Here is a 13,421-nt window from a genome sequence, read left to right as displayed (position 1 = left end):
ACCCCAAAGCGGAGAGATATGGACTGGATTACCTGTACCAAAAGTTTTGTCGCCGTGGTTGAGCAGGGCTCTCTGGCCCAGGCCGCAAGCGCGCTCAATACCTCAAGCTCAGCCCTGTCCAAGCGGCTTTCATGGTTGGAAAAACAGCTTGGTGTTCAGCTTCTTAAACGCACGACACGTAATCTGACAGTCACAGACGCCGGCAAGGTGTTTTATCGGCGCAGTGTCCATTTACTTGATGACTGGCAACAGATACTGGCAGAAACCACCTCCACCTACAGTGAAGTTCAGGGCGTACTGCGTATCGGCGCCCCACTGGCAACGGGCAGCCGGGTGCTGGTGCATTATCTGGCCGAGTTCTTACAGACTTATCCCAATATCCAGGTAGAGCTGCACACAGTGACTCCGGGGCAGCTGCCGGATCTCAACCTGGATGTCTTTATCAGCCGCGAACTGACCGACTTCAACTCCACCAGCTATATTGCCACCAAACTCTTCAGTTTTCAGGCGGGTTTCTATGCCTCGCCCAGTTACCTCGAAGACAGGCCCGTGATCGAAACCCCGGAGCAACTGGCGCTGCACAACTGCCTGTTATTCGGCAGTCATGGTCATGAGCAGGAACATGTCTTTGAAAATAACCGCCGCTTACGTCTGCGGGGCAATTTTACCACCCAGAACCCGGAAGCACTGGTCGCCGCGGCGGTGGCTGGTATGGGGTTAATTCTGGTGGGTGAGAATACGGTCAAACGCGAGCTCAGCAATGGCTTACTGATCCCTGTCTTGCCAGAGCTGAAGCAGCCGTTAAATGCCGCCTACGCCTACTACCCTAAGCTCAATTACAATCACACCAAAACCAAGCTGTTTATTGATTTTATTAAACAGAAAGCCTCGCCCGGCCAGACTGTTCAGTCAGCCAGTTCACACTATCTGTGACCAGCACAGTAAGGTTACTGGGTATCAGGCAATAAAAAAGCAGCGTTCAACGCTGCTTTTTTTAATGACCGTATGCCAGGATCAGAACGGAATATCGTCGTCAAAATCCATTGGCGGCTCATTGTACTGCGGCTGGGCTTGCTTCGGCGCAGACTGCTGCTGAGGCGCATAGTTTTGCTGTTGTGACTGCTGAGCCGGTTGCTGAGGTTGTCCCCAACCGCCCTGCTGCTGCTGGCCCCCCATCGGCGCACCCTGGCCCTGGCCACCGGCACGGCCACCCAGCATTTGCATGATGCCGTTATAACCCTGAACAACCACTTCAGTGCTGTAACGATCCTGGCCACTCTGGTCCTGCCACTTACGAGTTTGCAGCTGACCTTCAATGTAAACTTGAGAGCCTTTACGCAAGTACTCACCTGCCACTTCTGCCAGCTTGCCAAACAGAACAACACGGTGCCATTCCGTTTTTTCTCGCTGCTCGCCGGTCGCTTTGTCACGCCATGTTTCAGAGGTAGCGATAGTAATATTCGCTACTGCACCGCCGTTTGGCATATAACGGATTTCAGGATCATTGCCTAAGTTACCTACCAGGATAACTTTATTCACGCCACGACTGGCCATAGTTCACTCCAGGTTTTCGCTGTTGAGGCTGCCAATCATGACACCCTTCACTCATTCAAAGTTTATACTTAATCGCCGAGTTTAACATGGGCTGCCCTCCGAGTCATCGGGCTACGTCATGCTTCCCGTGTCTTGACCGGACGCATAAAAGACGATCAAAACACTGTGTTTTTGTACAGTCAAGTCTTTTAAGCCCCTCAGGGCTATGCAATAATGCCAATCCTATTGATTCAAGTGCTGATGACTGCAACTATGGATAAGATCGAAGTCAGGGGTGCGCGCACCCACAACCTTAAAAACATTAACCTGACGATCCCCCGGGATAAACTGATTGTGATCACAGGTTTATCAGGTTCCGGTAAGTCTTCTCTGGCATTCGACACCCTGTATGCCGAAGGTCAGCGCCGTTACGTCGAATCCCTGTCGGCCTACGCCCGCCAGTTTCTGTCGCTGATGGAAAAACCCGACGTCGACCACATTGAAGGCCTGTCGCCTGCCATCTCGATTGAGCAGAAATCAACCTCACACAACCCGCGCTCGACGGTCGGCACCATTACCGAAATCCATGACTACCTGCGCTTGCTGTATGCCCGTGTCGGCGAACCGCGCTGTCCGACGCACGATGTGCCCCTCGCTGCGCAAACCGTCAGCCAGATGGTCGATAAAGTGCTGGCACTGCCGGCAGGCAGCAAACTGATGCTGCTGGCGCCTATCGTCAAAGAACGGAAAGGCGAGCACCTGAAAACCTTAGCCAACCTGTCGGCGCAAGGCTATATTCGGGCCCGGATCGACGGTGAAGTCTGCGATCTGTCCGATCCACCGACGCTGGAATTACACAAAAAGCACACCATAGAAGTAGTGGTGGATCGCTTTAAAGTGCGTGATGACCTGCAGCAGCGGCTGGCTGAATCCTTTGAAACCGCGCTGGAGCTGTCTGGCGGTACTGTGGTCGTCAGCGCCATGGACGACAATGACATGGCCGAGCTGATTTTCTCAGCCAACTTCGCCTGCCCGCATTGCGGCTACAGCATGCGTGAGCTGGAACCGCGCCTGTTTTCCTTCAATAACCCGGCCGGTGCCTGCGGCACATGCGACGGACTGGGGGTACAACAGTATTTCGACCCGTCCCGTGTGATTCAGAACAGTGAACTCAGCTTGTCTGGCGGTGCCATCCGGGGCTGGGACAAGCGTAATTACTACTACTTTCAGATGCTGACGTCGCTGGCTGAACATTACGATTTTGACGTTGAGGCGCCGTTCAGCAGCCTGCCAAAGAAAGTACAGAACGTCTTGCTGCAGGGTTCCGGCACCACAAATATTGAGTTTAAATACATTAATGATCGCGGTGATGTGACCGTTCGCCGTCACCCGTTTGAAGGCATTCTGAATAACATGGAACGCCGCTACCGGGAAACCGAGTCCAATGCGGTACGCGAAGAGCTGGTGAAGTATATTTCCACCAAGCCTTGCGCCAGCTGTCACGGTTCGCGGCTGCGTGAAGAAGCCCGCCATGTCTTCATTGACAGCACCAATTTGCCGGCGATCAGCGAGATGAGTATCAGTCAGGCGCTGACCTTCTTTACCGAGCTGACACTGGAAGGACAGCGTGCACAGATTGCCGATAAAATCCTCAAAGAAATCAATGACCGGCTGACCTTCCTGGTCAATGTTGGCCTCAACTACCTCAACCTGTCGCGCAGTGCCGAGACGTTGTCCGGCGGTGAGGCTCAGCGCATCCGCTTGGCCAGCCAGATTGGCGCCGGCCTGGTCGGCGTGATGTATGTGCTCGATGAACCGTCCATCGGTCTCCACCAGCGAGATAATGAGCGCCTGCTGAGTACCCTGACCCGGCTGCGCGATCTGGGGAACACTGTCCTGGTGGTCGAACACGACGAAGACGCGATCCGCAGTGCGGATTACATCATTGATATCGGCCCGGGCGCCGGTGTTCACGGCGGGCAGATCATCGCCGAAGGCACCATGGAAGATATTCTGAACTCAGAAAACTCCTTAACCGGTCAGTACCTGAGCGGCAAAAAACAGATTGAAGTGCCCGTGGAACGCGTGCCTGTCGATCCGGCCAAAACGGTTCAGCTCACAGGCGCCACAGGCAACAACCTGAAACAGGTGGATGTCTCGATCCCGGTGGGTTTGCTGACCTGTGTGACAGGCGTGTCCGGCTCAGGCAAGTCAACGCTGATCAACGATACTTTCTTCAAAATTGCACACCATCAACTCAATGGGGCCACCACAGGCGAGCCGGCCCCTTATAACGATATTCAGGGGCTGGAGCACTTCGATAAAGTTATCGATATCGATCAGAGCCCGATCGGCCGGACGCCACGTTCTAACCCTGCGACTTACACCGGCATTTTCACGCCCATCCGGGAGCTGTTCTCGGGCACCCAGGAGTCACGTTCACGAGGCTATAAACCAGGCCGATTCAGCTTCAACGTCAAGGGCGGACGCTGTGAAGCCTGTCAGGGCGACGGGGTGATCAAAGTGGAAATGCACTTCCTGCCCGATGTCTACGTCCCCTGTGATAGCTGTAAGGGGAAACGCTACAACCGTGAAACCCTGGAAGTGAAATACAAAGGCCAGTCCATTGATGAAGTGCTGGAAATGACAGTGGAAGATGCGCGGGAGTTTTTTGATCCTGTGCCAGCCATTGCGCGAAAACTGCAAACCCTGATGGATGTCGGGCTATCCTATATCCGTCTGGGGCAAGCAGCGACCACACTGTCCGGCGGCGAAGCACAGCGGGTGAAGCTGGCGCGTGAACTGTCCAAGCGGGATACAGGGAAAACCCTGTATATTCTCGATGAACCAACAACAGGCTTGCACTTCCATGATATCCAGCAGTTGCTAAGTGTCCTGCACCGACTGCGTGATCACGGCAATACCATCGTGGTGATTGAGCATAATCTGGACGTGATTAAAACCGCAGACTGGATCATCGATCTGGGACCGGAAGGGGGCAGCGGTGGCGGCGAGATCATCGCAACCGGGACACCGGAACAGGTTGCCGAGGTCGCCGGTTCGCACACGGCCCGCTTCCTGAAACCCCTGCTGCCTGCTTTAACGGCGAAACAGCAGGCATAGTTACACACGTTAACCCTGTCAGGCTGAGTACTCAGCCTGACTTTTTGTCTATCTGCCGAGGGACCGGACACTGTGACCGTCATTCAACTCAGGGGTACCAGACTGGCCGCTGCCACCATCAGTAAACCACTGACCCGGCCTTTTATTCTGGCGCTGACTTTTCTGTTTCTGCTGTCGATGCATTATTTTCAGCACAATCAGGGAGGCGCCGGACTGGAATTACCCTTTAATGTCAGCAGTTGGATCCCCTTCAGCTTTGCCATTGCCATCGGCCTGCTGGAGATCAGCCGGCAGAAAATCTTGCGTTACTCTCGCCTGACGCTGGTACTTCTGGGCTGCTGCGTGATGCTGACTGTGCCGATACTGTTTCCGGAAGCGCGACCGGAAGGCGCCGTCAACCGGATCATGACTCTCTGGGCTGGCTGGTTGTTTTTTGTCGCACTGCAGCAGTTTGCTTTCAGTCAGAAACAGCGTCAGCAAATACTCTGGTTGATCCTCAAAGCGGTCTGGCTGCAAGCCGCGCTGGCCTGGTACCAGTTTCTGTGGATCTCACCGGACAACGGCATCGGCTACAACACGGATCTCAACCGGCCCTACGGCATTTTTCAGCAACCCAATGTGATGGCCAGCTTCCTGGCCACCGGACTGGTCCTCTCCGCTTATCTGCTGGCAAGGCAGCCGATGGTTCAGGGCCGCTGGACCCTTTCCCATCTCGGTCTTCAACTCACACCTGTTGCTGTGATCCCCATGCTGTACGTGCTCAGTTCACGAACCGGCTGGATGGCCAGTATCGTGGGCGTTTTGCTGATCCTGCCCTATCTCAAGCAATTTGCCGCCCGGGTACAATGGCGCATGTGGCTGATGATGCTGGTCATGGGATGCAGCGTAGCCTGGAACCTGACCAGTACCCTGAACTGGAGTCCGCAACCGGGCAGAGTATCGCTGGAAAGTGCCCGCTCAGTCATCTACCCGCAAGCCATGGAGATGTTCCTGCAATCCCCGGTGACCGGCGTCGGTTATGGTAATTTTGAACCCGCTTACCTGATGCAGACCGCGCAAGCACATCAGGCCGACCCTGAAACGCCCTATGGTTTACCCGGGCTGGATCACCCGCATAACGAGCTGCTTTTCTGGGCCAGCGAAGGGGGCATTTTGCCGCTGCTGGCGCTGCTGATTGCAGCGGCGGCTGTACTGGCTAAAATCCGCCGCGCACCGGCCAACACCCAACTGGCTCTGGTCGCGCTCATCTTTCCGATTACGCTGCATACCCAGCTCGAATACCCTTTTTACCACTCTCTGATCCACTGGATTATTTTTGTCTTTCTGATCTACTGGGTTGATGGCCTGAGTGCGAAATATTTCAAACAGTCACTGCAATGGTATAAACCCTTCAGAATCAGCGCCATGCTGCTGCCTGTCGTTGTCAGCTTTTTTATGGCGACCACCTTATATTCAGGCGCCATGCTGACCCGTTTTGAATCATCAACGCCACCGGATTTCACGGCCCTGGATAAGGTCAATAACACCTGGGCCTGGCGCAACCGGTTTGAATGGGACCTTTATCAGACTCAACTGAAAATCGGCATTGAGCAGAATAATCCCGAGTTACTGACAGGATTCATCCACTGGGCGAACCAGAAAGCCAAAGAGCTGCCCAGACCGATTCTGTATCAGTTTCTGATCACCGCCTATCAGGCATTGGACGACGTTTATCAGGCTGAACAGGTGCGCGAAGAAGCCCGGTATCTTTTCCCGGGCGTGGACTTCAGTGATGACGCCTTACCTCAGCTCTACAAGCCAAAAACTGTGACAGCCTTGCCGCAGATAGCACAGACTGAGGGACAAGCAGACAAAAGCTGAAAACAAGAGCAAAAGACTTCTAAAAAAAGCGGCTGCCCAGGCAGCCGCTGCGTTTCTACGCTGATATTTATTTCAGCACCTCTTCCAGCGCTTTCAGGCACAGCGCAATATTCTCTCTGCGTGCCCCGTATCCCATCAGCCCGATCCGCCAGGCTTTACCGGCCAATGCCCCCAGGCCGGCACCGATTTCCAGGTTATAGTCTTCCAGCAGGGTCTGGCGCACTTTCGCATCATCAGCCCCGTCCGGAATATAAATCGCATTGAGTTGCGGCAAGCGGCTTTTCTCGTCCACGACAAAGCGGATCCCCATCGCTTCCAGGCCAGCGCGCAATACTTGGTGCATCTCGGCATGGCGCTGCCAGGCATTTTCCAGCCCTTCTTGTTGCAAACGCACCAATGCTTCGTGCAGCGCATACAAGCTGTTAACCGGGGCAGTATGGTGATAGCTGCGCTTCCCTTCACCACTCCAGTAGGCCAGCACCAGGCTTTGATCCAAAAACCAGCTCTGAACCGGTGTCTTGCGCTGCTGAATTTTCTCGACGGCACGCGGTGAAAAAGTCAGCGGCGACAGACCCGGGACACAGGACAAACACTTCTGACTGCCGGAATACACGGCATCGAGCTGCCATTCATCAACCTTCAGTGGCACCCCGCCTAATGAGGTCACCGCATCAACAATGGTCAGGCAATCGTGTTCACGGGCTAAACGGGATAAGGTTTCCGCATCGCTCAGCGCACCGGTTGAGGTTTCCGCATGGACAAAGGCCAGTATTTTCGCATCCGGATGGGCTTTGAGGGCGGCTTCAACGGCTTGCGGATCAACCGGCTCGCCCCACGCATTATCCACCAGCACAGCTTCACCGCCGCAGCGCACAACATTTTCCCGCATCCGCTCGCCAAACACCCCGTTACGGCAGACGATCACCTTCTCGCCCGGCTCAACCAGATTCACGAAACAGGCTTCCATTCCCGCACTACCCGGCGCAGAGACTGCTATCGTAAATGGGTTGGTGGTCTGAAATGCATACTGGAGCAGTTGCTTAAGCTCATCCATCATTCCGATAAACAGCGGGTCAAGATGGCCGACAGTCGGGCGACTGAGCGCCTGCAGCACCTGCGGATAAATGTCCGACGGGCCGGGTCCCATCAGAATGCGTTGAGGTGGGTAAAAACTTTGAATTGTCATCAGGCTTCTCCATCTGCACAGACACGTAAGTTACTTATAATTCAGTGCATGAGTTATTGTTGGCAACAGTAGCTTTCGCAGGGTATTTCTAACGAGCATAACAGAACACTCCGGACCTGAAACCAGACAGGCAAATTTATGCAAAGTCAGTAACAATCTTGACACAGAAAAATGCATTCAAGCATTGACAAAGCCCCCCCTCTCATATTCAATAAGGGCAATTTTTGTTCACCCTGAGAAAGCTCATTTTTCAGGTGAAAACGGAAGAGGCGCGTTATCCAGGTATCTATGCGGCGGGGCCCCACCCCAAAGCACCATAGAGAGGGGGAGCAACGCCGAGATACGGTAAGACAGGGGGCTTGCCGTATCGGCTTTGAAGGTTGAATCCTTCTGGCTGTCACCTGCATCATCCAGTGCAGGTGGAGAGCTTCTGGTAGCAGCAGTCTTCGTACGTCTCGCCTAATGGCTCTTCTGACACTCAAGTCGGAAAGATTCCCCAAATTTTGCCCCATGTTTACGCTTTGTTAAGTGGGAGATCACATTGAGCCCTGTAATTTCTTCTTCAGCGTTGAACGCTGAAATCACAGTCGCAAAATTTGGCGGCACGAGTGTGGCTGATTTCGTTGCCATGAGCCGTAGTGCCAAGATCGTTATCAATAATCCGACAACCAAGCTGGTGTTAATCAGTGCGTGTTCCGGTGTGACGAATATTTTGGTCGAACTGGCCAACGGCGTTGCCGATGCCGAACACCGACACACGCTGATTACGCGTCTGCGCGCGATTCACCAAAGTGTGCTGGCGGATTTACAGCAACCAGAGATGATTGCAGATCAGATTGATGCACTTTTGGATCAGGTCAGTGAACTGGCCGTGAAAGCTGCGGAGCACAAGTCTGCAGAGTTAACCGATCAGTTGGTTGCCAACGGTGAATTGCTGTCGACCTACCTGTTTACCCAAATTATGAATGAGCTGGGGGCTGACGCGGTACGTTACGATATCCGTGAGGTGATGCGCACCGACAGCCGTTTTGGCAAAGCCAGCCCAGAGCCGGAAATGATTCGTCAGCTCACCGAGGAAAAACTCTTACCTCTGCTGCAGACGCAAATTGTGGTTTCTCAGGGCTTCATTGGCAGCGATGAGCAAGGGCGCACCACGACACTTGGTCGCGGCGGCAGTGACTACAGCGCAGCCCTGATGGCCGAAGCGGTGGACGCGGGGACACTGGAAATCTGGACTGACGTCCCTGGCATGTACACGACCGATCCGCGCATTGCACCAAAAGCCACGCCAATCAAAGAAATCAGCTTCAGCGAAGCCTCAGAGATGGCGAACTTTGGTGCTAAGATCCTGCATCCATCAACGCTGATCCCGGCCGTTCGCCGTCAGATCCCTGTGTTTGTCGGATCGTCAAGAGCACCCGAGCAGGGCGGCACCTGGATCCGCAAGTCCGTGACGGAAGCGCCGCTGTTCCGTGCGCTGGCACTGCGTTCCAACCAGACACTGATCACTCTGACCAGCCTGAATATGTTCCATGCTTACGGCTTCCTGGCCGAAGTCTTCCGGATTCTGGCTGAGCATAAGGTCTCTGTGGATCTGATTTCGACCTCTGAAGTCAGCGTCTCTCTGACCATGGATCAGACCGATACAGGCGGCGGCGCACCGACGCTGCCTCCGGGAGCGCATGCTGCGCTCAGCGAGCTATGCCGTGTCGAGATTGAACAGGATCTGTGCCTGATCTCGCTGATTGGTAACCGCATGAGCCAGACTGCTGGTTCAGTCAGTACGGTGTTCGATACGCTGGACGAGTATAAACTGCGCATGATCTGCTACGGTGCCAGCCCGCACAATCTGTGCTTCCTGGTCAAAACCGAGCATGCCATGCCGATTGCTCAGAACCTGCACCGTAAGATTTTTGAGTAATATTGCATCCAACGGCTGTAAAAAAGGCGCTCTGTTGAGCGCCTTTTTGTTTTCATGTGTCCCGTCCTGAAATGGGTTGACACTTTTCAGGACGGGTCAAGCCAGCGACCATCAAAGATTGGGCCCCAGCCATTTCTCTGCTTCAAGTGCATCCCAGCCTTTACGCTCGGCGTAACTTTCCATTTGATCGCGCTGGATCTGGGCAACGGCAAAATAACGGGATTCCGGATGCGAGAAGTACCAGCCTGATACGGCCGCGCCCGGCCACATGGCATAGCTTTCCGTCAGGATCATGCCGGTATTAGCTTCGGCATCCAACAGCTTCCAGATCTCGCCTTTCTCTGTGTGTTCCGGGCAAGCAGGATAGCCTGGTGCAGGCCGGATACCCTGATATTTTTCACGGATCAGATCGTCGTTACTCAGATTCTCGTCCGGTGCATAGCCCCAGATTTCCTTACGGACAGTCTCGTGCATGAATTCCGCAAAGGCTTCAGCAAGACGATCAGCCACGGCTTGGATCATAATCGCGTTGTAATCATCACCTTTAGCTTTGAACTGATCGGCAATCTCATACTCACCGATACCGCCGGTTACTGCAAAGGCTCCGATCCAGTCAACTTTACCGCTTTCTTTCGGGGCGATGTAATCCGACAGACAGTAATTCGGCCCTTTGGGTTTTTCTGTCTGCTGGCGCAGCCCGCGCAAGGTCGTCAGCACCTGAGTTCGGGTTTCATCGGTGTAGACTTCGATATCATCACCGATATTATTGGCCGGAAACAAACCACAGACACCATTGGCCTTGATCATGCCGCTGGCTTCAATCTCATCCAGCAGCTGGTTGGCATCATCAAATAAGCGCTGGGCTTCCTGCCCCACGACTTCATGGCGCAAAATGGTGGGGTATTTGCCACTTAGCGACCAGGTCATGAAGAAGGGCGTCCAATCGATATAACGGCGCAAAGTTGCAATATCGAAATCCTTAAAAACGTGGATCCCTGGCTTTTGCGGCGCCGGCGGGGTGTAGTTATTCCAGTCGATCGCCACTTTATTAGCGCGGGCAGCTTCCAGGCTGACAGGCGCACTGCGCGGACGCTTGCGGGCGTGTTGTTCCCGCACCACCTCGTATTCCTGATCCAGACGCTCAACAAACGCCGGGCGTTGAGTCTCGGATAAGAGTGCCGAGCACACACCCACCGCACGCGACGCGTTAGACACATAGACAACAGGCGCATGGTAGTTCTGTTCAATTTTGACGGCGGTATGGGCCTTGGAGGTTGTTGCCCCACCAATCAGCAAAGGCAGATCAAAACCCTGCCGCTCCATTTCTTTGGCGACATGCACCATTTCATCAAGCGAGGGCGTGATCAGCCCGGAGAGACCGATGATATCGACCTTCTCTTCTCTGGCCACTTTCAGGATCTTGTCGCAAGAGACCATGACCCCCAGGTCAATGATCTCGTAGTTATTACACTGCAGCACCACACCGACAATATTTTTGCCGATATCGTGCACATCGCCTTTCACCGTGGCGAGCAGGATTTTGCCATTCGTGCGTCCGGCTTGCTTTTCAGCATTAATGAAAGGCTCAAGATAAGCAACCGCCTGTTTCATGACCCGGGCTGATTTCACCACCTGAGGCAGGAACATTTTCCCTTCACCGAACAAATCACCGACGATATTCATCCCCGCCATCAAAGGGCCTTCTATCACCTCAAGTGGTTTTGCGGCGTTCTGACGGGCTTCTTCGGTATCTTCAACAATAAACTCAGTGATCCCTTTGACCAGCGCATGTTCCAACCGCTTCTCGACCGGCCAGCCGCGCCATTCGGCAGCCGTTTTATCTTCGACCGCTTCGCCGCTGCCCCGGTACTTATCAGCCAAATCCAGCAGGCGCTCAGTAGAATCATCCCTGCGATTCAGCACGACATCTTCCACCGCTTCGCGCAACTCGTCAGCCAGATCATCATAAATGGCCAACTGACCGGCATTCACGATGCCCATATCCATGCCGTTTTTGAAACAGTGATACAGGAACACGGCATGAATGGCTTCCCGCACCGGCTCATTACCCCGGAATGAGAAGGACACATTCGATACCCCGCCCGACACCATGGCATGCGGCAGAGTCCGTTTGATGTCACCCACAGCTTCAATGAAATCCACCGCGTAGTTATTGTGCTCTTCAATCCCGGTGGCTACCGCGAAAATGTTCGGGTCAAAAATGATGTCTTCCGGCGGGTATCCCACTTCATCAACCAGAATGCGGTAGGCATTAGTACAGATCTCTATCTTACGCTCACGGGTATCAGCCTGACCGACCTCATCGAACGCCATTACAATTACAGCTGCGCCATAGCGGCGGATCAGCTTCGCCTGCTCAACAAACTTCTCTTTGCCTTCTTTGAGAGAAATCGAGTTAACAATGGGTTTACCCTGGACACACTTCAGGCCGGCTTCCAGTATTTCCCACTTGGAAGAGTCAATCATAATCGGGACGCGGGATATTTCAGGCTCAGAAGCACACAGATTCAGAAAGCGCACCATGGCCGCTTCAGCATCCAGCATGCCTTCGTCCATATTGATATCGATGATCTGCGCGCCGGCTTCCACCTGCTGGCGCGCCACTTCCAGCGCCTCGTCGTAGAGCTCTTCTTTGATCAAGCGGCGAAAACGCGCTGAACCTGTCACATTGGTCCGTTCACCGACATTGACAAATAAAGTGTCTTTTTCAATGGTCAGCGGTTCCAGGCCTGACAAGCGGCAGGCAACTGGGATCTCAGGCAGTTGGCGCGGCGGGAGATTCGCTGTCACTCGGGCCATTTCACGAATATGCTCTGGTGTGGTGCCACAACAACCGCCCACCAGATTCAGAAAGCCGGACTCCGCCCACTCTTTGATATGTTCGGCCATTTCAGCCGCTTCCAGATCATATTCGCCAAACGCATTGGGCAAACCTGCATTTGGGTGCGCAGAGACCGCACACTCAGAAATACGCGACAGCTCTTCCACATACTGACGCAGTTCATCCGGCCCCAGCGCACAGTTCAGGCCAAACGAAATCGGTTTGACGTGTCGCAGAGAATTGTAAAAGGCTTCTGTGGTTTGTCCTGATAAGGTCCGGCCGGAAGCATCGGTGATTGTCCCTGAAATCATCACAGGCAAGACCACACCCTGCTCTTCAAAGACTTTGTCGACAGCAAACGCACAGGCTTTGGCATTCAGCGTATCGAAAATGGTTTCAATCAGAATGATATCGGCCCCGCCCTCAATCAAAGCACGGGTTGATTCGGAATACGCGTCCACTAACTGATCAAACGACACATTCCTGAAACCGGGATCGTTGACATCCGGTGATATCGAGCAGGTCCGGTTGGTCGGACCGAGTACACCTGCCACAAAGCGCGGCTTGTCCGGGGTTTTTGCCGTCCATTCATCCGCCACTTGGCGCGCCAGCTTTGCCGCTTCGAAGTTGATCTCGGCACTGAGGCTTTCCATGTCGTAGTCGGCCATGGCAATTGTGGTGGCGTTAAAAGTGTTGGTCTCAAGAATATCAGCGCCGGCTTCAAGGTAGGCAGAGTGGATATCCTGAATCAATTGTGGCTGGGTGAGTACCAGCAGATCGTTATTGCCTTTCAGATCCGAATGCCAATCAGAAAAACGTTCACCACGGTAATCCTCTTCATCCAGCTTGTAGCTCTGGATCATGGTGCCCATGCCCCCATCGATGATGAGGATCTGTTCCTTAAGTCGCTTTTGTAATAAATCCGTACCCTTCGACACTGCTCACTTCCTTACTCT

At 53.9% G+C, this 13,421-nt stretch carries 7 protein-coding genes and 1 riboswitch; of the genes, 4 read left to right on the top strand and 3 right to left on the bottom strand.

Annotated elements, in window-relative coordinates:
- Positions 1-18: 18 nt before the first annotated feature.
- Positions 19-933: a LysR family transcriptional regulator gene (locus tag LN341_RS01605; protein WP_234203904.1), complete on the top strand. Its 915-nt coding sequence runs from the start codon at positions 19-21 to the stop codon at positions 931-933.
- Positions 934-1,014: 81 nt separating this feature from the next.
- Here LN341_RS01605 and LN341_RS01600 read toward each other — a convergent pair whose 3' ends face one another.
- A complete protein-coding gene (locus LN341_RS01600) occupies positions 1,015-1,554 on the bottom strand; it encodes a single-stranded DNA-binding protein (RefSeq protein WP_120513473.1) in 540 nt (179 codons plus the stop codon).
- Positions 1,555-1,806: 252 nt separating this feature from the next.
- On the opposite strand from LN341_RS01600, the gene uvrA reads away from it, so the two are divergent.
- Both uvrA and LN341_RS01590 read left to right on the top strand, forming a co-directional pair.
- Complete coding sequence (gene uvrA, locus LN341_RS01595) at positions 1,807-4,656, top strand: excinuclease ABC subunit UvrA (protein ID WP_234203903.1); 2,850 nt, start codon at positions 1,807-1,809, stop codon at positions 4,654-4,656.
- 72 nt (positions 4,657-4,728) lie between these two features.
- Complete coding sequence (locus LN341_RS01590; protein ID WP_234203902.1) at positions 4,729-6,516, top strand: PglL family O-oligosaccharyltransferase; 1,788 nt, start codon at positions 4,729-4,731, stop codon at positions 6,514-6,516.
- Positions 6,517-6,583: 67 nt separating this feature from the next.
- On the opposite strand, the gene LN341_RS01585 is transcribed toward LN341_RS01590, so the two are convergent.
- Positions 6,584-7,702 (bottom strand): alanine--glyoxylate aminotransferase family protein, encoded by a 1,119-nt coding sequence (locus LN341_RS01585; RefSeq protein WP_234203901.1) that lies wholly within the window; start codon positions 7,700-7,702, stop codon positions 6,584-6,586.
- A 256-nt stretch (positions 7,703-7,958) separates the two neighbouring features.
- A riboswitch (Lysine riboswitch) is annotated at positions 7,959-8,140 on the top strand.
- Positions 8,141-8,243: 103 nt separating this feature from the next.
- Between LN341_RS01585 and lysC the strand changes: the two genes are divergently transcribed.
- Positions 8,244-9,623: a lysine-sensitive aspartokinase 3 gene (gene lysC / locus LN341_RS01580; RefSeq protein ID WP_046220629.1), complete on the top strand. Its 1,380-nt coding sequence runs from the start codon at positions 8,244-8,246 to the stop codon at positions 9,621-9,623.
- A gap of 111 nt (positions 9,624-9,734) precedes the next feature.
- Here the strand turns inward: lysC and metH are convergent, their stop codons facing one another.
- On the bottom strand, positions 9,735-13,403 hold the full coding sequence (gene metH, locus LN341_RS01575; RefSeq protein ID WP_370643687.1) for a methionine synthase: 3,669 nt from the start codon (positions 13,401-13,403) through the stop codon (positions 9,735-9,737).
- Positions 13,404-13,421: the final 18 nt, after the last annotated feature.

Origin of the sequence: Photobacterium sp. TLY01, assembly GCF_021432065.1 — a bacterium.
Lineage (GTDB): Bacteria > Pseudomonadota > Gammaproteobacteria > Enterobacterales > Vibrionaceae > Photobacterium > Photobacterium halotolerans_A.
This window is presented reverse-complemented; position numbering and strand designations above follow the sequence as displayed.